This is a genomic window from Pollutibacter soli, assembly GCA_029269725.1.
Taxonomy (GTDB): domain Bacteria; phylum Bacteroidota; class Bacteroidia; order Chitinophagales; family Chitinophagaceae; genus Pollutibacter; species Pollutibacter soli.
The window spans coordinates 163548-187770 of the sequence record JARJHS010000008.1; the positions used below are offsets into that span (position 1 = coordinate 163548).

Sequence of the window (24223 nt, forward strand, 5' to 3'; positions counted from 1 at the left end):
TTGTCATTGGGCACCTCCGTGTTTTAAGATTTGCAATAATTTTTGTTTCGCTCTCATGTATTGAGTTCTTGTTGTGGATTCTGCCAGGCCCATGATCTGAGAGATTTCCTCATGATCATAACCTTCCAGCAGGTATAACGTTAGTACGGTACGATATCCATCCGGTAAAAGCATGATTGCTTTTTTTACTTCCTGCACTTTTAACTGAATTTCATTTTCGTCTACATGACTCTCTTCCGGAATCTCGCTTACCCAAACCTTGTCGATGTCTACCAGTTCTAATCTTCTTTTCCTTAGTGCATTGATGGACTTATTCACTACAATTTGTTTCAACCAGGATCCGAAACTGGATCTGTTGGCAAAACTGTGGATATGCCTGAATGCGTCTGTAAATGCCTCCTGCAAAACATCCTCTGCCTCAGCCTGGTTATTCAGAATGCGCAGACTGGTATTGTACATGGCCTTTGCGTATAATTCGTATAATTTTCTGAAACCGGTTGAGTCACCCTGTTTACAGCTATCTACCAAATCCTTATGTGGCATTGTTGCAGTCAGCTCCACCCGTTGTAGTTTGTATTAAAGACACAACACCGAAACCGATGTTGCATATTTTACGGTTTTCGTGAAATATTTTTTTAAAAGCGGGAGAGCTGGCTATGAAGTTACCACGCTTCAGACCAATGGAGTTACCAGCAATAAAAAGACCCGGAATTTATTCCGGGCCTGTGAACCGTCCGTCCAAAAATGCTTTTTGGTCTTCTTGCAGAGACAAGGCATGCCTTATCTCTGCAAGATGGCCTTTCAATACTTAGTTATCGTCTGTTATTAAAAAAAGTATAAAATAAGCTCAGCTGAATCACACTGTTTTTAAAATCGGGATTCATTTCGCTGGCATTGAAGTCGCCTACTTTGGAAAGGCCCGCAATATACCTGGCACCAATGCCAAAGCCGGACCTGCTGTGAAAGCCCAAACCGGCCCCGATACCAAGATCAAGATTTTTCGCAAAATTATCAATGGTCTGGTTGGGAATATCTACATCTTCTCCCACCTTAAAACCTACCTGCGGACCAGCTTCCAGATAGAGTCCTCCATTAAATCGAAATTTTGCTAATACCGGCACCTGGATATAACTCACTTTGAGATTTTTTTCTGTTCCAAGCTCATTATATTTAGCACCCTGGGATGAGAAAAGTATTTCCGGGGAAATGGAAAAATTATTTCCAAGAAGAAAATTGAAATTAGTGCCTGCATGAAAGCCCAGCAATGTTTTTGAGTCAATATTTCCACCAGTAAAATTACTGGCATTCATACCTGCCTTAAGACCAACCTGGAATTTTTGAGCGTAAGTGGTTCCTGAAATAACGAGCAGCACAAAAGAGGCAATAAGCCATTTTTTCATTTTCATAATGATCGGTTTTATTGAAATGGATTAATAAGAGATTGCTTTTTTCCGGGAAGGTTTAATCGGTTTGCTTTTTTTCTCCGCATTTGCATTTCGGAAAATTGAAAAGCACACCAACATCTACTGATGCGAAACTGCTTTTTGCGTTTGAAACTTCAGGAACATTGCCCTCTGCTTTTCCACTGAAAAGAAAATGATATTGACCCTGAATAAATGGTGAGACTATTCCTGTTTTAAACAATACTCCTGCTTTCGGTGCAACTCCGAAATTTGTCTGGCGGTTGTTACCGTCGAACGCAAAAGATTTATCTCTGAATTCCAGATTGAGGTTGGATGCATACATGCCAATATCTGTTCCTACATAAGGCCTGATCTTGCTGGTCCCAAAATACCATTCAGCAAATGCGGAGAAATTGGTAGACATATCCATCGTTCTGAGATCCTGGTTGTTTACGGAAGTTTTTTCATAGTTGTTTACCCAATGCCGGATACTACCACCAACGGCTAGTGGAATTTTTTTGAAAAAATATTTTCCCTGTAATCCGTTTCCCCACGCGTCCTTATTATTTGCGCCGGATTGCGAATGCCAGGAACCACTTAAGCCAAGACTGAATTGAGCTGATGCTTTGAAACTGCAGAAGATGATAGCAGTCACTGCGACTAAAAAAATACGGGTCTTCATAAGAGAAATTTTTTGGTGAAGAATTAAGATGCAATCATACCAATAAAAAGCCTGACCGTTACCGTCAGGCTATTATTTAACATCAATTAAAGGCGATGTGAAGGAGAAGTTAAACTCGTTTTTAGTTCTTAGTTCTTAGTTCATGGTTCATAGTTTAAACAGCCCGTTCGTCGTTGTTCATTTTTCGTTGTTCGTTTGAACAGCCGGTCGTTCAACTTTCAACTTTTTACTTTCAACCCCTGCTTACTACTTACTTCTCATACTTACTTTTTCGCAAATTGCGAACGAATCACATTCAATGCCCCACCGGCTTTAAACCATTCAATCTGCTGCTCATTATAAGTATGTAACACTTTAAATTCATCGGTCTTACCATCAGGGTGCGTACAGAGAATTGTCAGCGGTTTACCGGGAGCGAATGTTGTGAGACCAATGATATCGATAGTATCATCTTCGAGTATCTTATCATAGTCTTCTTTTACGGCGAATGTCAATGCGAGCATTCCCTGTTTTTTAAGATTGGTTTCATGTATACGTGCGAAGCTTCTTACAAGAATAGCTCTTACCCCGAGATGTCTTGGTTCCATTGCAGCGTGTTCACGGCTTGAACCCTCACCATAGTTTTCATCACCGACAACGATGGATCCGATGCCTGCAGCTTTATATGCTCTTGCGGTGGCAGGAACGGCCATATATTCACCTGTGATCTGGTTTTGTACCAGGTCGGTTTTGTCATTGAAAAAGTTCACGGCCCCAATCAGCATATTGTTCGAGATATTATCCAGGTGACCGCGGAATTTCAACCAGGGGCCTGCCATCGAAATATGATCTGTAGTACATTTTCCTTTTGCCTTGATCAGCAATTTCAATCCTTTCAGATCGGTACCTTCCCATGCTGCGAATGGTTCAAGTAATTGCAGGCGCTGTGACTCCGGGCTGACAATTACGGATACTTTGCTTCCATCTTTTGCAGGTGCCTGGTAACCGGGATCATCAACAGCAAAACCTTTTGGAGGCAATTCATATCCTGTCGGTTCAGCCAGTTTTACTGATTCTCCTTTTTCATTTATGAGTGTATCGGTAACCGGATTGAATGCGATAGTACCTGCAATTGCCATAGCTGTTACAACTTCAGGAGAAGCAACAAAGGCATGTGTACTTGCCAAACCATCATTTCTTTTTGCAAAGTTCCTGTTGAAGGAGGTAATGATGGTATTTTTTCTGTTGGGATCATCGATATGCCTTGCCCACTGTCCTATGCAGGGACCGCATGCGTTCGCGAGCACGACTCCACCAACTTCCTCAAACTGACGGATGAAACCGTCACGTTCGATAGTGAAACGTACCTGCTCACTGCCAGGGGTAATCGTAAATTCAGAGTTTGCTTTCAGTCCTTTACTTACCGCGTCTTTTACGATAGATGCAGAACGGCTGATATCTTCATATGATGAATTTGTACAGCTTCCAATCAATGCTACTTCCAGTTTTGCCGGCCATCCATTTTTTTCGACGGCAGTTTTAATTGCTGAGACCGGTGTAGCGAGATCCGGAGTGAACGGTCCATTCACGTAGGGTTCGAGTTCGTTCAGATTTAATTCGAGAACCTGGTCGTAGTAAGCAGACGGATCAGCATATACTTCAGCATCAGGACGCAAATGATCTCTTACGCCATCAGCAAGTGCTGCAACTTCTTCGCGACCTGTAGATTTAAGATAGGCTGCCATTTTCTCGTCGTATGCAAACAATGAACATGTTGCCCCGATTTCAGCACCCATGTTACAGATCGTTCCTTTTCCCGTTGCACTAAGACTATCGGCACCTTCGCCAAAATATTCGACAATAGCACCAGTTCCACCTTTTACCGTCAGCTGACCAGCTACCCAAAGAATTACGTCTTTCGCAGAAGTCCAGCCACTCATTTTACCAGTCAGTTTAACACCGATCAGTTTCGGCATCTTTAATTCCCAGGGAAGGCCTGCCATAACATCCACCGCATCTGCTCCTCCAACACCGATTGCCACCATCCCGAGACCGCCCGCATTGGGCGTATGTGAATCAGTACCGATCATCATACCACCTGGGAAAGCGTAATTTTCAAGCACTACCTGGTGAATGATTCCAGCACCCGCGCGCCAGAAACCGATGCCATATTTATTGGAAATTGAAGCGAGGAAGTCGTACACTTCTTTGTTTACATCGAGGGCTGTCTTAAGGTCTTCTGCAGCTCCCACTTTAGCCTGTACCAGGTGATCGCAATGTACAGTGCTTGGAACGGCAACCTTATCCCGACCGCAGGTCATAAACTGTAAAAGGGCCATCTGGGCGGTAGCATCCTGCATTGCCACCCGATCCGGCGCAAAATCAACATAATCCACACCCCGTTCATAAGGCCTGTTTGCCGGTTGTGAAAGATGGGCGTATAATATTTTTTCAGCGAGCGTTAAAGGCTTGCCAACAATTTTCCTGGCAGCGTCAATTTTTCCGGGGAGTTCAGCGTACAATTTCTTAATGAGATCGAGATCGAAAACCATGGGTTACAATTTTTTATATGTGCCCGCCGGTTCAGGATGGAGGTATTCAGGCGCAGAACATGAGCGGGCTGAAAAGTGATGCGAATGTAAAGAAAAGACTATGGGCTACCAAGCGTTCGTTAAATAAAAAAGGAATAACTAAATTTGAATTATGAACCGGTTTAAGCAATTTGTCGAATGGCAGGCCTTCGGGGTTTGCAGCAGGATCGGTGAAATCATGGGTATTTCCACCCTTACGATACGGAAATATTTTATCTATATTTCCTTCATTACAATGGGCTCCCCCGTAATCTTATATTTATTTCTGGCTTTTTGGATGAATATTAAGAACTATATTACCAAAGCAAGGAGAAATCCGCTGCGGTATTTATAACAGCCAGGATTAAAATGTAGCCGGTGTTTGAATTCAGTTTTGATCACTCAGATTTTGTTACATTGTTGAAGGACTTTGCAGCACAGCTTGGCGCTAAGCTGCAGGGAAACACTTTGTATTTTGAACCCTCACAGGGCGAAGGCTATATTACTGCATCCAATCTGCCAAATGGTTTAAGCATTCTCATTTCGAGCAATTGCACCGAATTCGACACCTTTCTTCATCGAAGAGCCAGTCATGACCTGGGATACATTTTAAATTTTGATGAAATCTTCATTCGTAGTCAGTACATGGAAATCATCAATAAATTTAAAGCAGACTATCCTCCGCCGTTCTTTTCCGGGGTCGTTCTGAATACAACACTTTTTGACAAAGTGACCATCAGCAGCCGGGGTAATGGAATGAGAGTTATTAAATGCCTGTTCGATGCAAGGTGGATGTCAAAGTACCTCGGCATTGAGAAAAATGATGAGGTATTGACAAAATATCTCTCGCTTCGTGCGCGTAACCTGAATTTTGAACCGATGGATGCGGAGTACCGCATGCTGGTCAACGAGATTTTTCATCTTGATCCTGAAAATCCATTGTTCAATACGATCACAGAGAACAGGATCATGATGCTGATTGAGCTCTTTTTCATCCGCACATATCATCGGTCAGCAGATCTGAAACCTTTGCGGTTTAATGAAAAAGATATTTTTCGTTTGATGGAAATCGAAAGTGCATTGGTTCATGATTTCTCAAAAGCTCCTCCAACAGTCGAAGAGCTGGCGGAAAAACATACGATCGGCGTTTCAAAATTAAAACGGCAGTTCAAGATGGTATATGGTAAACCGGTATACGAGTATTACCAGAAATTCCGCATGGAAAAAGCCAAGCAGCTCCTCCTCTCAGGTCAGTATGCGGTTAAGGAAGTAGGCTATCGCCTGGGGTACCAGAACCTCAGCAATTTTGCCAGCGCCTTTAAAAAAGAGTTTGGTGTTCTGCCCAGCGATCTCAAAAAGATCTGACCGGATATAACCGTTAAGTGGTATAGGAATCTTGCCATTTTTAATCACTAAATTTGTGCTGTTCTCCCCAAACGCCAAAAACTCTTCCCGTGATACGGTTCAGGTATGCAATATCAACCTTCCCTAATTTCCTATCTGAAATGGGTAAACAATTTGGAGCTACGGTTGAAAATAATACGTTGACTTTACCCGAGTCTATCGGTCATGGCTACCTGAAATCAGTGGATCTTCCCAATGGTCTGCAGGCGCTCATCGGGGATTTCACTCTGCATCAGGATTTACTCATTGAAAGGTCCAAAACAAACATGGAATACTATGTTTTCATCTGCGACCGTGTAACCAACCATAAGAAATTATATGTTGATGTTGACCAGGACAGGATGGAAGGGAAGAGTCAACGGATGGAAGTGATGTATCTCCTGAGTTTTCTTTCTGATCTGAATCAGTTTGCTTCTGCAGGCACACACCTTGAATCTATACGGGTAATCATCAGCAGGGAGTGGCTCGCTCGCTATCTCCGGATAGATCAGCTGGAAAATGTTTTGCAACGATATCTTTCACTCAAAGCCAAAAGTATACATATCCGTGAAATGGATTTTGAAACAAAAACGCTGATGAATGAAATTCTGAATCCGCCCAATGTTTCTCCTGTAGAAACTGCTTTTCTGCAGAACAGGATTATGATGATGGTTGAAAATTTTTTCTCGTGGATGTATGATCAGCTTTCAGTAATGGAAATGCAGATTCATATGACCAGGGATGAAATTGAACAAATGATGAAAGTGGAGGAGTCACTCACCGGAGATCTGTCAAATGCGCCTACCATAAAACAATTATCTGTTCAGGCTGCAATGAGTCCTTCTAAACTAAAGAAGCAGTTTAAGGATGTCTACGGATTCCCCATTTATGAATATTTTCAGAAGAAAAGAATGGAGAAGGCGCGTGCCATGTTGCTCGAAGGCAACCGTACTATTAAAGCAGTGGGAAGAGAACTCGGCTTCTCCAATCTGAGTAATTTTTCCGTGGCGTTTAGAAAAGAACATCAATTATTACCCAGCGAGCTCCTGAAAATCAGAGAAGAAAGTTGAACGGTCGTTCAATTAAATTCCCCAGGGCGCAATCATTCTTCAATTCATCCTGCTGCCTTTGTCCATCTAAGTTGTTCAAGTAGTTTTCCCCAATTTTTATTTTCTTATATTTTTCAGTCGGACGGTTAAACATTGAATTTCAAAGTTTTAAAAATTACTGGGCTAAATCGATCAGTTCATATCATCATTTGCGGGCATTTATTTGGCCGACCTCGGTACATCATTCTGATTTTTAGCATTGTATTTGTTAACTGTATAAAATCTTCTATGAAAACCAAAAATGGGGAAGGTTGGTTAAGGCTTTTTCCGCCTTCCCTTAATCCAAATCCTTTGAAAGAAACAATCTGTATTCCTTTTGTGCGGGGTCGTTACCATTACAGGCCCTGGCATTTTGGGTAGGCTTTGGTTCCCGTTTTTAATTTCCACCATCTGTGTTAACCAATCCCTATGAAAATTTGCCTCTGTAATCCCTGATCCTATTTTGTTATCCTGACACCTGGAAATAAAAAAAAAGTCCCGTAGGTAAGCGGGACTTTTTTTCGTAAAAAATAAGTGGTGATTACTGAGAAATAAAAGTTCGAGCTCGATTGGTGAAGGGTAATAGTACAACCAGAAGGACCAGCAGAAAGCAGATTGTTGAAACACGAAGTAAACAATCAACCAACCGTTAACGACTGGCTATAACTGGGCTTTACAGTTGATTGTACAAATCCTGGTCGACATGGAATTACAAAGGAATTTTGGTGTTAGCTCCTGGACGGATCTAAAAGTTAAGGCGTTAAATTCCTTGCACCTGGTTGACTTAGGCTTTCTGTCTGAACCTGGTCTCCGACTAGTCTACATTTCCGCAAAATGCAGCAGTTCAACGACCAACGAATAACGAACAACCAACAACGACGAACGAACAACGCCGCTCTGACTAAATCAGCAGCACCAAATTAAATAGTGTGGCCCGATAAATTTTAGCCGCCAGTGAAAACCATAAGGTGCTGCGATTAACATTCTCATCAATACTTCTATGCAGTTAGTTTAAAAGTCCGATAAGCCGGAATTAAATGACGGCTTTCCGAATTCTGATCAGTTGCCCAAGCAAACTCTCCAGCAAATCCAGTTTCAGCATATTGGCTCCATCGCTTTTGGCGACAGCCGGATTGGGATGGGTCTCTATAAAAAGTCCATCAACTCCCGATGCTATTGCTGCCTTGGCGATTGTACTGATGAGTTGAGGATTTCCACCGGTAACGCCACTTATCTGATTAGGCTGTTGCAGTGAATGCGTACAATCCATCACTACGGGATATCCAAATTTTTTCATCGCGGGGATATTGCGATAATCGACAACCAGGTCCTGGTAGCCAAATGTTGTTCCGCGTTCCGTGAGCATGATCTTTTCGTTTCCCGCATTTTTAATTTTCTCCACTGCAAAACGCATGGATTCACCACTGAGGAACTGGCCTTTCTTTACATTCACAACTTTGCCTGTCTCGGCAGCGGCAACGAGCAGGTCAGTCTGCCGGCATAAGAAAGCCGGGATCTGAAGAATATCAGCATATTTCGCCGCAGGCGCAGCCTCATCATGCGCATGAATATCTGTGGTAACCGGGAGGTGGTATTTTTCTCCGGTTTTTTTAAGATAACCAAGCGCAGTTTCATCGCCAATTCCGGTAAAAGAATTGGAGCTTGTACGGTTCGCCTTACGATAGGATGATTTAAAAATATAAGGTATTCCCAAATGCTTACAGATAGCTGCCACTTTATCAGCTACTTCCAGCAGAAGTTCTTCGCTTTCAATAACACAAGGCCCAGCTATCAGAAAAAAATTATGTTCATCGTATGATTGATCTTTGAACAGATCTATTAAAAAATCCTGCATGTCGCAAATATACAGACCTCGCAGGTTTTAAAACCTGCGGGGTGTAAGACCTGGCAGGTCTTACACCTAGGAGGTCTTAGACCTAGGAGGTCTCAGACCTCCCAGGTTGGGGTCCCTGAATTCCCAGCCAAACCATCCCATCTGTCACGAAAATCCTGGCGTTGACACCTGCACACCCACTTTGGCACTAAAGATTTTGTGCGCCTTTAGCCTTAAAAGACCAACCTTTCCACTAAAACCTTCAAGGTTTAAGACCTGGCAGGTCTATTAGACCTGGGAGGTCTCAGACCTTCCAGGTTGGGGTCCCTGAATTCCCAGCAAAACCATCCCATCTGTCACGAAAATCCTGGCGTTGACACCTGCACACCCACTTTGGCACTCCACATTTTTTGCTCCTTTAGCCTTAAAAGGCCAACCTTTCCACAAATACCTTCAAGGTTTAAGACCTGGCAGGTCTATTAAACCTGGGAGGTCTCAGACCTCCCAGGTTGGCTGTCTGCCGCTACCAAACCTCGAAGGTTTTATATAGGTTTGCAGCTCTCAACTCTGAACTATATGATAAAAGATAAGATACTGGTGATTGGCGCTTCCGGACAGATTGGTGTTGAACTTACCCTGGCATTGAGAAATATTTACGGGGGGGCAAATGTCGTCGCCTCCGATCTGCGGGAGCAGAATCCACTCCTGGAAGGAACTGGTCCATATGTGAGCCTGGACGTGATGAACAAGGAAATGCTCCACGTGCAGGTGATCCGTCAGAATATCACACAGATATATCTTCTGGCCGCAATACTTTCCGCGACCGGTGAAAAAAATCCTCCATTGGCCTGGCATCTGAATATGCAGGGGCTGCTGAATGTACTCGACATCGCGAGAGAAGAAAAACTTCGAAAAGTTTACTGGCCGAGCAGTATAGCGGTTTTCGGGCCGACATCCCCGAGAGTGATGTGTCCGCAACAGACCATCATCGAGCCTACGACTGTTTACGGTATCAGTAAGTATGCTGGCGAATTCTGGTGCAACTATTTTCATCAGCGTTATGATGTTGATGTGAGAAGTCTTCGTTATCCGGGGCTGATCAGTTACAAATCTTCGCCAGGTGGCGGCACTACTGATTATGCCGTTGAGATTTTTCATGAAGCACTAGAAGAGAAAAAATATACTTCCTTCCTGAAAAAGGATACCTATCTCCCCATGATGTATATGCCTGATGCGATACGGGCAACAATCGAATTGATGGAAGCACCAGCAGATAAATTAACTGTGAGGACATCCTACAATGTTGGAGCTATCAGTTTTTCACCTGAGGAAATTGGCGCAGAAATAAAAAAGCATATCCCGGAATTTGAATTGAGTTATGAACCAGATTACCGTCAGAAAATTGCAGACAGCTGGCCGCAAAGTATTGATGACAGTGTTGCCAGAAAAGACTGGGGATGGAAGCCACAATATGATCTCAGTTCCATGACTTCAGAAATGCTGGAGAATCTGCGAAAGTAAAATGTAAACAGTTCCGGGCTATTTGCATCGGCACTCATTTTTGGTTATTTTTATTTGATAATGCTGATCAGGATAACTGCAATATTTTCTATTTCGTTGTTGCTGATGTTGCAATACGGCAGGATCACCAGCTTTCTGTATTGCGAATGGGAAGCGAAAGTTATTCAACAATTACCTGATTGTGATTGCAGTTTAATCCTCACCGGTGTATTTGATCAGGACGATGATCATTCAAATACAAACATTTCAGTTTCTTCTGTAAAATTTGCAGATTATGTTCCAACAGTTTTTCAAATAAACTTTAAATCGCCTCACCGGACTATACAACATTTCAACTTACAGCCCGAAGTGGTTACAAAAGATGGCTTTTGTTCCATCATTCCCAGACCTCCACTGGCTTGAAAAAAAATATTTGTAAATATCTCGCTTCGGTATCCTCCGGAGTGGGTGATTGTTTTATCCATTAAAATACTATTAATGAAAATCAAATATATACTGGCAACAGCCAGCTTAGCTGTATTTATATTCAACTCCACATTTGCCCAGGAGACGAAAATCTATCAGAAGATAAAAGATCATTCCGGAAATGAAATGCTCCTTGGAAAATGTGATCCATCCGCGTTAAAACAGGAACCGTTTGCAGCCTGGTACTATTCTTCATGGCAGAATTACACTCTTGATTCCATCACATGCAATTTTATTCGTCCATTGCTGGCAAATAAAAAATTAAAACTTTTCATGGGAACCTGGTGTGACGACAGCAGGAGAGAGGTACCCAGGATATTTAAAATGCTGGAATGCTGCAATTTCCCGATGGAAAATCTCGAGCTGATCATGGTAAGTAATGCTGACACATTGTACAAACAAAGTCCTTTACATGAAGAACGTGGATTAAATATCCTGCGCGTTCCAACGATGATCATCTATTCGAACGGAATTGAGACGGGACGAATAGTAGAATTTCCTATGGTGAGTCTTGAAAAAGATTTGCTGGCAATTCTTCGCGGGCAGAAATATACTTTAAGTTATACCGGGGAAGTAGGTTCGAAATAAGAACCAGTGAGGCGATTTTTCAAAAGTTAAAAAAAAGTTTGGCCCGCCTTAATGAAGGTTGGTCGGCTTTAATATACTATTTTTGTAGACATTATGCGTTCTATTCTTTTTGTTGTTATTCTTTTTTACGGAATCGCAGGCTTTGGTCAGAAATCAGCTCCACCTCCAACAATATATCGGGCAACACTCGTACGTGAAGACAATCTGCCGATCGTTTTCATGATAGAATCAGTTCAAAAAAAAGGGAAACCCGTTTGGTTAATTCGTAATGCAGATGAAAAACTGGAAGTAGCAGATATACGAACATCCGGAGATAGTGTATGGATTGAGATGCCTTTTTTTGAGTCAGCATTTTATTTGAAGAAGAATCCGGACCAGTCTTTGAGTGGAAATTGGGTCAGAGGTACCAGTACAAAAACCTGGGTGATGCCTGCTAAAATTGAACCAATAAAAAATCGATTTCCGCTGATCAAAGGAAATGCAACAGGAAATGTGAGCGGTCGTTGGAAGATCGAATTCACCAGGCCCAACGGAAACTCACGGCCTGCTATAGGCGAATTTTACCAGAAAGGAAATATTGTGACAGGAACTATTCTTACACCGAGTGGTGACTATCGTTATCTCGATGGTATACTCAGCGGTGATAGTTTGTTGTTATCGACTTTTGACGGAAGTCACGCTTATTTCTTCAGCGCAAAATTGAGTTCTGCAGGAAAAATTGAAAGGGGTTTATATGCATCAGGACCTGTGAACCTGGAAACCTGGACAGCCGTGAAAGATCCAAAAGCAGTACTTGATGAAACAAGCGCTGCAATGTATCTGAAAGACGGAGAAGAAAAATTGAATTTCAGATTCCCTGATCTTGACAGCAATTTTGTAAGTATCAATGATCCCAGATTTAAAGATAAGGTCGTTGTAATCCAGATCATGGGATCCTGGTGCCCGAATTGTATGGATGAAACTGCTTTTCTGAGTAAGTATTATAACGAACACAAGCAACGAGGATTAGAGGTGGTCGGATTGGCATACGAATATGGAACTGATTTCTATCGTTCGCAAAGAACGTTGAAAAAATTCCGTGATAAATTTGATGTACAGTATCCGATGCTGATCACCGGAGTAACAACAACAGACAGTTTGAGAACAGAGAAAACATTGCCTCAGCTTACTCCGATAAAAGTATTTCCTTCAACCATCTTTCTTGATAAAACAGGCAAAGTCAGGAAAGTGCATACCGGTTTTTACGGACCTGGAACCGGCGAGCATTATGTTGCTTTCAAAAAAGAGTTTGAAGAAATTATCGATGGATTGTTGAAAGAATAGCACTTCGGTAATTGTCTTTTTTTACTTCCAGCTTTCTTCTGGAATAAGTGATACAATTTCCTCCAGGAATTTCTGATCGGTTGCATCATAGTGATTCAAAAACTCGCTGTCTGCATCCAGTACTCCAATTACTTCACCATTTCTGAAAATCGGTACCACAATCTCACTTTTGGAATAGCTGCTGCAGGCGATATGTCCGGGAAACTTTTCAACATCCGGCACAATCAAAGTACGCGCCTGTTCCCAGGAAGAACCGCATACACCGCGACCTTTACGAATACGCGTACATGCAACAGGTCCCTGAAATGGTCCCAGTACAAGCTCGCCATTTTTCACAAGATAAAAACCTATCCACCACCAATTGAATTGTTCTTTCAAGGCCCCGGCGATATTTGCGAGATTTGCGATCAGGTCCGATTCGCCCTCGAGTAAACCTTTGATTTGCGGTATCAGTTCGCGATATTGCTCCTCTTTGGTCCCTCTAACGATATGTAAATCTTCAGCCATAAAACGAAATTACGTTTTACGTTCCACGTTTAACGTGGAACTGTTATTGATACACCCTGACATAGTCCACGATCATCCTGCGCGGCCAGATGGTGGAATCGACACCTTTGGCACCACCCCAGTTTCCGCCTACAGCAACATTCAATAACAAATGCATCTTATTGTCAAATGGCCAGGCTTCATAGCCTGTTTTCTCATTTTTAAAATTGAAGAAATTTTTTCCATCCATTCCGATATTCACTTCCTTCTCATTCCATTCCACTTCGTACACGTGAAACTCCTGTGAACAATCAGGTACAATGATATTTGCAGTCTTCTGGGTTCCGATAGAATGATAATATTTTTTGCAATGAATTGATCCATGGATTTTTCCCTGGTCGTACCCGACATGTTCCATGATATCAATCTCGCCGTCATCCGGCCATTGCATGGGCGTTTTAGATGCCAGCATCCAGATGGCTGGCCAGGTGCCCAGCCCATCCGGGAGTTTTGCTCTTACTTCAATCTTTCCATATTTCCAGTCGCCTTTGCCTTTTGTTATCAGCCTTGCCGAAGTATAATTCCTGTTCTGCCAGTTTTCACGATGCGCTTCAATAATAAGCATCCCATCTTCTACACGGGCATTTTTCGATCTCTCTGAAGTATAATATTGAAGTTCATTATTTCCCCAGCCATCGCCACCAACATCATAGTTCCATTTTGTTTTATCGGGCAAGCCGGGTTTACTGAACTCATCCGACCAGATCAGTTTTGCATATTTTTTTGAGGAACTTTTTGGACTATTGCTCAAAAGCAAAATACACGGGGAGAGAAGAACGAGGGTTGCGATCAGCCAGTTTGTTTTCATATACAAGCTTTAAATAAAATTAGTAAATGTGCCTGGGATGGCTCACTCCCAACCAGCGATAATTCAAATCAGTTTTGGAAGATATCTTTTCAGGCCTTACTTTTGAAACATGATTTTAAACGCACATACTCACCATCATCTCTTTCCCGACCAGGTAAGCCGGTGATGTGATTATTGCTAAACAATATACAGGCTTACGGAAACGTAAGCTTTTTTTTTGCTCTAAAACAGAAGGAACAATGTCCAATCTCAGAATTGCAATACAGAAGTCCGGTCGCCTTTTTGAAGACTCTGTACAGTTACTAAAGGAATGTGGAATCGATCTGCGTAATGTGAAAGACAGGCTTCGAACGGAATCCGACAACTTTCCACTTGAAGTATTTTTTTTAAGAGATGATGACATCCCTCAGTATGTGGAAGACGGAGTTGCAGACATTGGTATCGTAGGAGAGAATGTGGTTTTTGAAAAAAACCGCCAGGTGGAGATTACAGAAAAACTGGGCTTTGGAAAATGCAGACTATCTATCGCGGTTCCCCGAAGCCAGGAGTATGACAGTATCAAATGTCTGGAAGGTAAAAGAATAGCGACCAGTTATCCACACATGGTAACGTCTTTTCTTGCAAAAAATAATGTGACGGCAGAGATTCATGAGATCAGTGGTTCTGTGGAAATCGCACCGGGAATCGGACTTGCTGATGTTGTTGCCGATCTGGTTAGCAGCGGTTCCACTTTGTTTATGAATGGCCTGAAAGAAGTTGAAACAATTTTGAATTCACAGGCAGTCCTGATAAAAAACAAACAGCTTCAACCATTCTCGATTTCACTTCTTGATAAATTATTGTTCAGGATACAAGCCGTAAAAAAAGCAAAAAGAAACAAATACATCCTGCTGAATGCGCCCAATGATAATCTTGAAAAGATCATTTCATTATTGCCCGGAATGAAAAGTCCGACAGTATTACCGCTGGCAGAAAGCGGCTGGAGCAGTATTCACAGTGTGTTAAGTGAAGACCAGTTCTGGGAGTGTATTGAAAATCTCAAAGCAGCGGGTGCACAGGGAATTTTAGTAGTTCCGATTGAAAAAATGGTTATCTGATTCAATTCATAAAACATTAGAACATGAAGATTTACAGGTATCCGGAAAAAGAAGATTGGGAACGAATAATAAAACGACCTGAATTTGATCAGTCGTCATTGTTTGAATCGGTTGAAAAAATTCTTCAGTCAGTTAAAACAGAGGGTGACCTTGCAGTAAAACGATTCACACAGCAATTTGATAAGGTTGTTCGTGATGAAATTTATGTAACGGAATCTGAAAAAGAAATGGCAATCTCATCATTGCCTGAAGAGATTCGTTCGTCAATAGAGCTCGCTGCAAAAAATATTCGACGTTTTCATCAGGTGCAACTCGTGGCTCCCCAGGTTATCGAAACCATGCCTGGCATAATATGCTGGAGAAAATCCGTAGCCATTGAAAAGGTGGGATTCTATATTCCCGGTGGTACGGCACCCTTATTTTCTACGATATTGATGTTGGGTATCCCGGCGTCTATCGCCGGATGCAAAGAAATTATTCTTTGTACTCCGCCGGGACGTGATGGGAAAATTCATCCTGCCATTTTATACACCGCCGGCATTTGTGGAATCAAAAACGTATTTGCTGTCGGCGGCGTACAGGCTATAGGTGCGATGGCTTATGGAACAGCGACCATTCCGAAAGTGGATAAGATCTTCGGTCCCGGTAATCAGTATGTAACGGCCGCTAAACAACTTATACAACAAAAAGGTGTGGCGATTGATATGCCTGCAGGGCCAAGTGAAGTATGTGTTCTTGCAGATGAGGAAGCATCACCTGCATTCATTGCAGCTGATCTGATTTCGCAGGCGGAGCATGGTGCGGATTCGCAGGTGCTGCTGGTATCGACAAGTGATGATCTTGTGACATTGACGATCGCCGAACTGGAGAAACAATTATCAGCAATACCCAGACGTGAGTTTGCCGCGAAAGCACTTCAATACAGCAATGCTGTTGTAACGAGAAATATTTCGGATGCATTGGATATCGTCAATGCATATGCGCCGGAACACCTGATTATTATGAGTAAGAACGATGAAGAACTGGCTGAAAAAATCATTTCGGCAGGATCAGTGTTTCTTGGAAGTTTTTCTCCTGAGAGTGTTGGTGATTATGCAAGCGGCACTAATCACACATTGCCGACAAATGGGTATGCAAAAGCGTATAGCGGAGTAAGTGTTGATAGCTTCGTGAAAAAGATCACCTATCAGAAGCTGACGCGTGAAGGACTACATGCGATTGGTCCGGCAGTAATTACGATGGCGGAATGCGAAGGGCTGACAGGTCATGCCGAAGCGGTGAGAGTGAGGTTAGCGACGATAGGTGAGAAGTAGTTGAAAGTTGAAGGTATAAGTTGAAGGTTATAAGTTTTAGGTTATAAGTTAGCCTTCGCGAGTGCCAATGCATTTATACTTGCGATCAGAAGAAAGGTTCATGTTCCTGTTTGTAGCCGTCGGAAGAGCGGGTACGATTAAATGTAAGAAGCAAGAGCTGTGAAGTAAGTGGTACATGGTGTTTGTGAACAGCCCCGGGCTTCAGCCAGGAGATAGTTAAATAAAAGGAAAGTTTTATTAATAGCCCTTTACTTTAACAGGGCAAATGGAGATAGAAAAATCAAACAATGCAATTCGATCTGGAATCTTTGGTTAGAGAGAATATTAAAAAGCTGGTACCTTATTCTTCTGCGCGGGATGAGTTTCACGGCGAAGCAAAAATATTTATCGACGCGAATGAGAATTCATTGGGCTCACCGTTGACAAAATGGTACAACCGATATCCTGATCCGTATCAGCAGGAATTGAAAGAAAAGCTGAGTGAAATAAAAGCTGTACCGAAAGAGAATATTTTTATCGGTAATGGTAGTGATGAAGTGATAGATATTCTCTATCGTGCGTTTTGCGAACCGGCAAAAGACAATGTGATTATTTGTCCGCCAACTTATGGGATGTATGAAGTGAGTGCGAATATCAATAACGTGATATTGAAAAAAGTAAACCTGACCAAAGATTTTCAACTCGACCTTCCTGCACTTGAGGAGGCAGTGGATGAAAATACCAAAATCATCTGGCTTTGTTCCCCCAATAACCCCACAGCAAATTCGCTCAACCGGGAAGATATTGAGATCATCTTAAATAATTTTCCGGGAATTGTTGTGGTAGATGAAGCGTATATAAATTTTTCCAGGCATCGTTCCTTTGTCCAGGAACTAAAAGAATATCCTAACCTGGTGGTGATGCAAACGCTCAGTAAAGCGTGGGGACTTGCAGCATTACGCATCGGTATGGCATTTGCAGATGAATATATCGTAAGGGTGATGAACAAGATCAAACCTCCTTATAATATCAGCCAGGCAGCCCAGGAACTGGCATCGAAGGCATTGGATGAAGTGGACCAGGTGAATGATATGATACGTTTACTGGTAGAAGAAAGAAAATCACTCGAGGAAAAACTGAAACTCATTTCGGTCGTGAAGCATATCTATCCCTCGGATGCAAACTTTTTATTGGTGAGGGTAACCGATGCGAAATCGATATATAATTACTTACTCGGGAAAAGCATCGTGGTGAGGGACAGGAGTAAAGTAGAGCTCTGCGAGGGCTGCCTGCGGATTACCGTTGGAAGTCCGAATGAAAATAAAGTTTTACTGGAAGCCATGGCTACTTATCCTGGTAGGTGACTGCAGGAAATAGTTTAATTTTAGTTACTCCAAATTTTAAATCATGAAATCAAAATTCAGTTTATTTCTGCTGATGTCTTTGTTTCTGATGCATGTTTCTTTTGCTGGTGATACCACAAAACTTCGCAAAACAGTTAAGGTTCCAGATGAGGTAAATGGTGGAATTACCTTGCCTGCAGGTTTCAATGCGGTTGTAGTAGCCGATACCCTTGGTGTGGCAAGACATATTGCCGTAGATGCTAACGGTGATTTGTATGTGAAACTGGGCCGCGTGAAAGGTGGCGGCGGGATCGTTCGGCTTCGGGATAAAAATGGTGATGGGAAAGCCGATGAGATAAAAACATTTGGTGATTTTAATGGTTCTGGGATTGCGGTCAAAAACAATGTGCTTTACGCAACATCGGATGATGCAGTGTTCAAATACAATATCGTAAATAATGAAGTGGTCAATCAACCGGAGAAGATCGTACAGGGTTTGGTGAATAAACGTCAGCATGCATCAAAGACAATTACGCTTGACAATGCCGGAAATATATATGTGAATATTGGTGCCCCAAGTAATGTTTGTCAGACTTCTGACAGGCAGAAAGGTTCCATGGGAATGAAACCTTGTCCGATTCTGGATTCAGCTGGTGGTATCTGGCAATTTAAAACAAACGTTGCGGGTCAATCGTATAATAACGGTGTACGCTATGCGACAGGTTTGAGAAATGTAGTTGGCCTTGACTGGAACAGTGAAGTAAATGAACTGTATGCTACACAGCATGGTCGTGACATGCTTTTTCAATGGTATCCTGAAATGTTTAATCAACAGGAAGGTGCTGTTAATCCTGCTGAAGAATTATTCCGGTTGAAACCCGGAGCTGATGCCGGATGGCCATATTGTTATTTTGATATCGGCAAGAAACAAAAGATGCTGAATCCTGAATATGGTGGCGACAGAACAAAAGTGGGAGAGTGCGCAGAAAAGGTTCAATCTATCGTTCAGTTTCCTGGTCACCTTGCACCAAATGCAATCGTGTTTTATAATGGAACTGCATTTCCCGAGAAATATCGCAATGGCGCATTCATTGCATTTCATGGATCATGGAACCGGGCGCCCGAGCCACAGGCAGGATATTTTGTGGTGTTTGTACCTATGAAGAATGGTTCACCTACAGGCGAGTGGGAAGTCTTTGCAGATAATTTTGCCGGCGCGGTTAAAGAACCTGCAAAAGCGACCTATCGTCCCTGCGGTCTCGCGGTTGGACCAGATGGTGCTTTATATGTATCAGATGATCAGAAAGGAAGAATCTGGAAAATCACTTATGCACGTTAAACGTAGAACGTAGAACGTTAGACCACGAAAATTATAAATCATGATGAAAATTAAAATGACTGTATTGTTGATATGTTTTTTCGTTATTGGGCTTATTTCCTGGCAGCAACCTGATTTGAAAGCGTCGATTGAAAGAGGACAGAAAGTGTATGAAACTTATTGCCTTGGATGTCACCAGTCGGATGGCTCAGGTGTACCCCGGTTGAATCCACCATTGTCAAAAACAACTTATGTAACCGGTGACAAAAAGAAATTGATAACTGTAGTACTTGCGGGGCTGGACACAGAAATTGAGATCAATGGTGAAGTTTATAACAACGTAATGGCTCCTCATGATTTTCTGAAAGACCAGGAAATTGCTGATGTACTCACTTATGTAAGAAACAGTTTCGGTAATAAGGCAGCAGCGATTACACCAGCAGACGTAAAGAATGTACGTGCATCACTCACAAAAAAATGAACTGCATACTAAAAAAACTACCACTGCCCTCTGCCTACTGCCCTGTTCAAAATTGACACAAACCTTTCAACAACATTCAAACATTTCCTCTTTCATGAAGCGTGTTCTGTTTATCGATCGTGATGGTACCATTGTAAAAGAAGCTCCCCCGACATATCAGCTGGATTCCTGGGAAAAATTGCAATTCTATCCCGAAGCATTTTATTATTTATCGCAGATAGCAAGGACGATGGATTATGAACTGGTCATGGTGACTAACCAGGATGGATTAGGTACTTCATCATTTCCTGAGGCTGATTTTTTACCCCTGCATGAACATATCATCCGTTCATTTGAAAGCGAGGGCGTTCATTTTTCTGAAGTGTTTATCGACAGAACTTTTCCAAAGGATAATGTACCAACGCGCAAGCCTGGCACCGCCATGTTGACGAAGTACATCAACAATCCAAATTATGATATTGAAAATTCATTTGTAATAGGTGACAGAATAACAGACGTACAACTCGCGAAAAACCTGGGATGCAAAGCGATCTGGATGAACCAGGACGCATCATTGGGAGCCGCAGAAATCAGCAGTAAGCAGGACGAACTGAAAGAAGTGATTGCGCTTGAAAGTCCAAACTGGAAGGAAATATTTGAATTCCTGAAACTTGGCTTGAGAAAAGTAACCCATCAGCGGAATACATCAGAAACAAAAATTAAGGTAGATCTTAATCTTGACGGTAACGGTCAGGCGAAGATACATACCGGTCTAGGTTTTTTTGATCATATGCTTGATCAGATAGCGCGACATGGTAAGCTCGATTTAACTATTGAAGTGAAAGGCGATCTGCATATTGATGAACATCATACCATCGAGGATACGGGCATTGCGCTGGGTGAGTCATTTGCAATGGCGCTGGCCGACAAGCGCGGACTTGAGCGTTATGGATTTTCTTTACCTATGGATGACGCTGAAGCAACAGTATTGATCGATTTTGGCGGCAGGGCATGGATCGTGTGGAATGCGGAATTCAAAAGAGAGAAAATCGGTGAGATGCCCACGGAAATGTTTTTTCATTTCTTCAAATCTTTCAGTGATGCCGCAAAATGCAATCTGAATATTTCCTGCAAAGGTGACAATGAACATCATAAAATTGAAGCCATTTTCAAAGCATTTGCAAAAGCCATCCGGATGGCTGTAAAGCGTGATCCTATCAGTAATTATCTTCCTTCAACAAAAGGTGTTCTTTAGGTGTGAATGTGCGGAAAATATTACACACTAACACCGGGCTTTTATTATCTACATTCGATGGTAAATAACAAATCTGAGGCATAGACGTTTTTTGTTTGATATTTCTCAATCAATGCTGAAAACCATCCGTTCTTCCTTACCACCACTATGATGCAGCCTGAAGGCAAGAAGAAAGTGTATTTTCCTAATCTTAATGGAATACGGTTCATTGCTGCATTCCTGATCATCCTCCATCATGCTGAATTATTAAAATTCTCTGCCGGGCTACCAAATTATTGGGAGGCATATCCTTTTTTTGAAATGATCGGCAAGCAAGCTGTTGTATTATTTTTTGTTCTCAGCGGATTTCTGATCACCTATCTCTTACTTGCCGAAGAACATTTTTTTAAACGAATCAGCATTAAAAATTTTTACGTTCGAAGAATACTCAGGATATGGCCTCTGTATTTTCTGATTATCGGGCTTGCTTATTTTGTTCTGCCCAATATCCCGGCAATGGTAATTCCGGGGCATGAGAAGCAGGTGTTGTACCAGCAACTGGGATTGAAATTGGTTTTATATGTTTTCTTTCTTGCCAACCTGGTACTGGCAAAGTTTGGCATCGATCCCTATGTGTCACAGACATGGTCAATTGGAACGGAAGAGCAATTTTATCTCGTTTGGCCTGTATTCCTGAGCAAAGTCAAAAGGAACAGACTTGCTATCATGTTCACGGTAATCTTCTTATACATGGCGATGGAAAGATTGCTTGCTTCATCCATTTCTGATCACTGGCCGCAAATTGATGTACTGCGATCTTTTTGGTTATTGTTCAATATCGACTGTATGGTGATTGGTGCCGTTTTCGCCGTACTGTTATTCAGGAACCACAGCCTATTACGATGGCTGATGCAGCCGGTATTTTTTTATGTCGTGTTATCAATTACGTGCCTTTTATTGATCCTCGGTATAAGACTGCCGGTATTTCAGAATGAATTTTATGCAATTCTATTTGGAGTGATTATTCTCAATTTCGCTGCGAATAAGAGAAACCGTATATCGCTGGAAAATCGGGCATTTAATTTTCTTGGCAATATTTCTTACGGAATGTACATGTTCCATCCCATTGCGATATTACTTGCATTTGGCATCTGTACTTCTACCGGGATGATGAGAAACATGACTTTCTACCCATTGAGTGTTCTGCTCACGATTTTGTTTGCTGCAGTTTCCTATTATCTTTTCGAAAGGCATTTCCTCAAACTAAAAGAAAAGTTTTCTTCAATTGTGAGTGGAAATTTTTTTCGCAGAAATGCTGGATAAAAAACCAGGACACAGGGTTTACTGCCCCCGCTTATCCAGGTCCCCCGAACTGAATAAGTAAAAACTGTGTGTAACGGGTGGTAAACCGCTGTGTCCCGGCGATTGGTATTTTATTTATTCCTTATCTATTACTGTGAACACTGCGCCAAGTGCAGGTACTGTTACTTTGATTCCATTCAATGTATTTGACGCATTTGCTTTTATCAAAGTAAAATTATCGGGTCCGCCAGCCGATATGGTTGGCCCGGTTCCGTTGATCAACACCTTTGCAGAAAATTCACCATTGTCATTTCCACCTTCCAGCGTGTAGTAATAAAACCGGGTTCCCTTTCTGAAATTTTTCGTTTTTATTTCTACTGTTATGGCTGATTTTGATGTATTCAACAAACTGACAGCTGCCTGGCCTGACGTATAGGTGGATGCATATGCACGAAGTGCTGTATTACCAATTATCGGTGCAGGCACTAACCTGTCGCCAAGAAACTGCTGCAAATAGTACAGGTAATAATAGGAAGGACGGGCCGTCCATTTAGGAACTCCCGGTTCATTGCCATCACTAAAGAGTCCGTGATCATTTCCGTTTTCCCAACCATTCAAAAGATCCCACCGTGCAGCAAAACCGTAACCTGCTTTTAATGATTCACCCAAAACAATTGCTGCAAACAAGCCACTCACATTGGATACCTGCTGTTTTGAATCCTTCGCCCACATATTGTATTCTGTGAGTGCAATTGGTTTTACAGATGCAGAACCCAATCCGATATTGGTTTTTGCAAGATTGATCATTTCACCGGGAACTGTAGTCGCTGCATTCAGTATCGTTAACGCTGTAGAATTTTCGTTGTATGGCGTGAAATAATTATGTACGATATAGAAATCAGCATTATCACCGATGCCATTGAATAAGCCGCTGTTCCATGTTTTTACTGCATTGGATTGCCATGATTGTGGGGCTGACTCATACATGGTCGCGCCGATATAAATTGTTTTCCCTGTTTCAGAAGCCGCTTTTCGCATCGAATCAGCAAACACCTGGAAGTGTTGACCATACAACTGACCTGTTACATATTCTGGTTGTCCATCTTTATTTTTTGATACATCAATTCGGTATCCCCATTCCCATTCCCCGTAAGTTTCATTGCCTATTTCCCAATAAGTAGTTCTTCCGTTATCATATCTTACCCAATCAGCTGCAAGATGTGCGGCAGTTGCTACCGGATTTTCGCTTGTACCATACCGTGCGTATCCATAGTTTACGGTTATCATTCCACGGTTACCTGTTTGTTGGAGAACAGAGTAATAATTGTCCAGCGAAGCGGACCAGTTATTATTTGTTCTTCCATACCAGTAGCCAGGCGCTTTTATCACGCCATTGTTATCCATGATCTCAGCAGGAGCATCAGCTGGTGGAGTATTCTCCGGTTGATTCCAGAAATAAACATCACTGCAGGATCCGCATGGCCAGCGAATAATATGAGGGTGTAAAGTGGTGAGCGCTGTAAGTAGTTTTGGTTCTGTTACCATCGGTGTCATCCACGTATTGGCATTGTGACTGAATACCGAAAGCGGAATTTTTGAAATGATGGAAGATGCATCAATCGTAACGGTATTTGCTGTTGCTGTTGAAACCGCTGACACTTCTGTGTATGCTGGTGCCACAAAATTTTTAGGCTGCCAATCGTTAAGGAAAAATCCCATCGTTTTGGAAACAGCCGGATCTGTAACCGGTCTTACAACTGTAGTGTCTTTATTGCCGGGTTCTTCGCCTCCGGGCCCTGGGTCAGGGTTTGCAGGACTTTTTTTACATGCGCCGACAATCGACAAGACAGTAGCGAGGAAAACTGCGGTTATGCAGCAACGTTTGAAAAAATTCATAGAGGAATAGAATCTGTTATCTGTTTAATATGAGCCAGAAAAAATCCCCATGGAGATATTCCACGCCATGGGGATCGGGCAGTAAAAGTCA

The 24223-nt window shown here is 42.2% G+C and carries 21 protein-coding genes; 13 read left to right on the forward strand and 8 right to left on the reverse strand.

Annotation, left to right across the window (positions count from 1 at the left end; translation table 11 throughout):
* Window positions 1-3 precede the first annotated feature (3 nt).
* The 4 genes from P2W82_RS18820 to P2W82_RS18835 form a co-directional block, all read right to left on the reverse strand.
* Entirely contained in the window at window positions 4-543 is a 540-nt protein-coding gene (locus P2W82_RS18820) for an RNA polymerase sigma factor (RefSeq protein ID WP_336517478.1), read from the reverse strand.
* Window positions 544-812: 269 nt separating this feature from the next.
* Window positions 813-1406 (reverse strand): porin family protein, encoded by a 594-nt coding sequence (locus P2W82_RS18825; protein WP_336517479.1) that lies wholly within the window; start codon window positions 1404-1406, stop codon window positions 813-815.
* A gap of 55 nt (window positions 1407-1461) precedes the next feature.
* Window positions 1462-2085 (reverse strand): hypothetical protein, encoded by a 624-nt coding sequence (locus tag P2W82_RS18830; protein WP_336517480.1) that lies wholly within the window; start codon window positions 2083-2085, stop codon window positions 1462-1464.
* Window positions 2086-2348: 263 nt separating this feature from the next.
* Window positions 2349-4616: an aconitate hydratase gene (locus tag P2W82_RS18835; RefSeq protein ID WP_336517481.1), complete on the reverse strand. Its 2268-nt coding sequence runs from the start codon at window positions 4614-4616 to the stop codon at window positions 2349-2351.
* Between the two features lie 396 nt (window positions 4617-5012).
* On the opposite strand from P2W82_RS18835, the gene P2W82_RS18840 reads away from it, so the two are divergent.
* Both P2W82_RS18840 and P2W82_RS18845 read left to right on the forward strand, forming a co-directional pair.
* Window positions 5013-5999: an AraC family transcriptional regulator gene (locus tag P2W82_RS18840; RefSeq protein WP_336517482.1), complete on the forward strand. Its 987-nt coding sequence runs from the start codon at window positions 5013-5015 to the stop codon at window positions 5997-5999.
* 140 nt (window positions 6000-6139) lie between these two features.
* On the forward strand, window positions 6140-7087 hold the full coding sequence (locus P2W82_RS18845; protein ID WP_336517483.1) for a helix-turn-helix domain-containing protein: 948 nt from the start codon (window positions 6140-6142) through the stop codon (window positions 7085-7087).
* Window positions 7088-8138: 1051 nt separating this feature from the next.
* Here the strand turns inward: P2W82_RS18845 and kdsA are convergent.
* On the reverse strand, window positions 8139-8960 hold the full coding sequence (gene kdsA, locus P2W82_RS18850; protein ID WP_336517484.1) for a 3-deoxy-8-phosphooctulonate synthase: 822 nt from the start codon (window positions 8958-8960) through the stop codon (window positions 8139-8141).
* 555 nt (window positions 8961-9515) lie between these two features.
* On the opposite strand from kdsA, the gene P2W82_RS18855 reads away from it, so the two are divergent.
* From P2W82_RS18855 to P2W82_RS18870, 4 genes are all read left to right on the forward strand, one after another.
* On the forward strand, window positions 9516-10460 hold the full coding sequence (locus P2W82_RS18855; RefSeq protein WP_336517485.1) for an NAD-dependent epimerase/dehydratase family protein: 945 nt from the start codon (window positions 9516-9518) through the stop codon (window positions 10458-10460).
* Between the two features lie 60 nt (window positions 10461-10520).
* A complete protein-coding gene (locus P2W82_RS18860; RefSeq protein ID WP_336517486.1) occupies window positions 10521-10862 on the forward strand; it encodes a hypothetical protein in 342 nt (113 codons plus the stop codon).
* Window positions 10863-10937: 75 nt separating this feature from the next.
* Window positions 10938-11513 (forward strand): hypothetical protein, encoded by a 576-nt coding sequence (locus P2W82_RS18865; RefSeq protein ID WP_336517487.1) that lies wholly within the window; start codon window positions 10938-10940, stop codon window positions 11511-11513.
* A 93-nt stretch (window positions 11514-11606) separates the two neighbouring features.
* Window positions 11607-12836, forward strand: coding sequence for a peroxiredoxin family protein (locus P2W82_RS18870; RefSeq protein WP_336517488.1), 1230 nt, complete (start codon window positions 11607-11609; stop codon window positions 12834-12836).
* Between the two features lie 21 nt (window positions 12837-12857).
* Here the strand turns inward: P2W82_RS18870 and P2W82_RS18875 are convergent, their stop codons facing one another.
* Both P2W82_RS18875 and P2W82_RS18880 read right to left on the reverse strand, forming a co-directional pair.
* Window positions 12858-13343 (reverse strand): GAF domain-containing protein, encoded by a 486-nt coding sequence (locus P2W82_RS18875; RefSeq protein ID WP_336517489.1) that lies wholly within the window; start codon window positions 13341-13343, stop codon window positions 12858-12860.
* Between the two features lie 43 nt (window positions 13344-13386).
* Entirely contained in the window at window positions 13387-14190 is an 804-nt protein-coding gene (locus tag P2W82_RS18880) for a glycoside hydrolase family 16 protein (RefSeq protein ID WP_336517490.1), read from the reverse strand.
* A 239-nt stretch (window positions 14191-14429) separates the two neighbouring features.
* Here P2W82_RS18880 and hisG point away from each other — a divergent pair, with 239 nt between their 5' ends.
* From hisG to P2W82_RS18915, 7 genes are all read left to right on the forward strand, one after another.
* Complete coding sequence (hisG, locus tag P2W82_RS18885) at window positions 14430-15287, forward strand: ATP phosphoribosyltransferase (RefSeq protein ID WP_336517491.1); 858 nt, start codon at window positions 14430-14432, stop codon at window positions 15285-15287.
* 23 nt (window positions 15288-15310) lie between these two features.
* The gene (gene hisD / locus P2W82_RS18890) at window positions 15311-16600 is read left to right on the forward strand and encodes a histidinol dehydrogenase (protein WP_336517492.1); all 1290 of its coding nucleotides are present in this window, start codon (window positions 15311-15313) and stop codon (window positions 16598-16600) included.
* A 287-nt stretch (window positions 16601-16887) separates the two neighbouring features.
* Entirely contained in the window at window positions 16888-17943 is a 1056-nt protein-coding gene (gene hisC / locus P2W82_RS18895; RefSeq protein ID WP_336517493.1) for a histidinol-phosphate transaminase, read from the forward strand.
* Window positions 17944-17986: 43 nt separating this feature from the next.
* Window positions 17987-19261 (forward strand): PQQ-dependent sugar dehydrogenase, encoded by a 1275-nt coding sequence (locus P2W82_RS18900; protein WP_336517494.1) that lies wholly within the window; start codon window positions 17987-17989, stop codon window positions 19259-19261.
* Between the two features lie 40 nt (window positions 19262-19301).
* Window positions 19302-19721 carry a c-type cytochrome gene (locus P2W82_RS18905; RefSeq protein WP_336517495.1) on the forward strand — a complete coding sequence of 140 codons (420 nt, stop codon included), beginning with the start codon at window positions 19302-19304 and terminating at the stop codon, window positions 19719-19721.
* 94 nt (window positions 19722-19815) lie between these two features.
* Window positions 19816-20955 (forward strand): bifunctional histidinol-phosphatase/imidazoleglycerol-phosphate dehydratase HisB, encoded by a 1140-nt coding sequence (gene hisB, locus P2W82_RS18910; RefSeq protein ID WP_336517496.1) that lies wholly within the window; start codon window positions 19816-19818, stop codon window positions 20953-20955.
* 147 nt (window positions 20956-21102) lie between these two features.
* Entirely contained in the window at window positions 21103-22257 is a 1155-nt protein-coding gene (locus tag P2W82_RS18915) for an acyltransferase family protein (RefSeq protein WP_336517497.1), read from the forward strand.
* A 114-nt stretch (window positions 22258-22371) separates the two neighbouring features.
* Here the strand turns inward: P2W82_RS18915 and P2W82_RS18920 are convergent, their stop codons facing one another.
* Window positions 22372-24132, reverse strand: a complete 1761-nt coding sequence (locus P2W82_RS18920) for a type 1 glutamine amidotransferase family protein (protein WP_336517498.1) — start codon at window positions 24130-24132, stop codon at window positions 22372-22374.
* Window positions 24133-24223: the final 91 nt, after the last annotated feature.

Excerpts from the sequence above, each read along its gene's own strand:
- hisC (WP_336517493.1), top strand. The coding sequence starts at position 16,888 with ATGCAATTCGATCTGGAATCTTTGGTTAGAGAGAATATTAAAAAGCTG.
- P2W82_RS18900 (WP_336517494.1), top strand. The coding sequence starts at position 17,987 with ATGAAATCAAAATTCAGTTTATTTCTGCTGATGTCTTTGTTTCTGATG.
- P2W82_RS18905 (WP_336517495.1), top strand. The coding sequence starts at position 19,302 with ATGATGAAAATTAAAATGACTGTATTGTTGATATGTTTTTTCGTTATT.
- P2W82_RS18920 (WP_336517498.1), bottom strand. The coding sequence starts at position 24,132 with ATGAATTTTTTCAAACGTTGCTGCATAACCGCAGTTTTCCTCGCTACT.
- hisD (WP_336517492.1), top strand. The coding sequence starts at position 15,311 with ATGAAGATTTACAGGTATCCGGAAAAAGAAGATTGGGAACGAATAATA.
- hisG (WP_336517491.1), top strand. The coding sequence starts at position 14,430 with ATGTCCAATCTCAGAATTGCAATACAGAAGTCCGGTCGCCTTTTTGAA.
- P2W82_RS18835 (WP_336517481.1), bottom strand. The coding sequence starts at position 4,616 with ATGGTTTTCGATCTCGATCTCATTAAGAAATTGTACGCTGAACTCCCC.
- hisB (WP_336517496.1), top strand. The coding sequence starts at position 19,816 with ATGAAGCGTGTTCTGTTTATCGATCGTGATGGTACCATTGTAAAAGAA.
- kdsA (WP_336517484.1), bottom strand. The coding sequence starts at position 8,960 with ATGCAGGATTTTTTAATAGATCTGTTCAAAGATCAATCATACGATGAA.
- P2W82_RS18855 (WP_336517485.1), top strand. The coding sequence starts at position 9,516 with ATGATAAAAGATAAGATACTGGTGATTGGCGCTTCCGGACAGATTGGT.
- P2W82_RS18830 (WP_336517480.1), bottom strand. The coding sequence starts at position 2,085 with ATGAAGACCCGTATTTTTTTAGTCGCAGTGACTGCTATCATCTTCTGC.
- P2W82_RS18860 (WP_336517486.1), top strand. The coding sequence starts at position 10,521 with ATGCTGATCAGGATAACTGCAATATTTTCTATTTCGTTGTTGCTGATG.
- P2W82_RS18915 (WP_336517497.1), top strand. The coding sequence starts at position 21,103 with ATGATGCAGCCTGAAGGCAAGAAGAAAGTGTATTTTCCTAATCTTAAT.
- P2W82_RS18845 (WP_336517483.1), top strand. The coding sequence starts at position 6,140 with ATGGGTAAACAATTTGGAGCTACGGTTGAAAATAATACGTTGACTTTA.
- P2W82_RS18880 (WP_336517490.1), bottom strand. The coding sequence starts at position 14,190 with ATGAAAACAAACTGGCTGATCGCAACCCTCGTTCTTCTCTCCCCGTGT.
- P2W82_RS18865 (WP_336517487.1), top strand. The coding sequence starts at position 10,938 with ATGAAAATCAAATATATACTGGCAACAGCCAGCTTAGCTGTATTTATA.
- P2W82_RS18820 (WP_336517478.1), bottom strand. The coding sequence starts at position 543 with ATGCCACATAAGGATTTGGTAGATAGCTGTAAACAGGGTGACTCAACC.
- P2W82_RS18825 (WP_336517479.1), bottom strand. The coding sequence starts at position 1,406 with ATGAAAATGAAAAAATGGCTTATTGCCTCTTTTGTGCTGCTCGTTATT.
- P2W82_RS18875 (WP_336517489.1), bottom strand. The coding sequence starts at position 13,343 with ATGGCTGAAGATTTACATATCGTTAGAGGGACCAAAGAGGAGCAATAT.
- P2W82_RS18870 (WP_336517488.1), top strand. The coding sequence starts at position 11,607 with ATGCGTTCTATTCTTTTTGTTGTTATTCTTTTTTACGGAATCGCAGGC.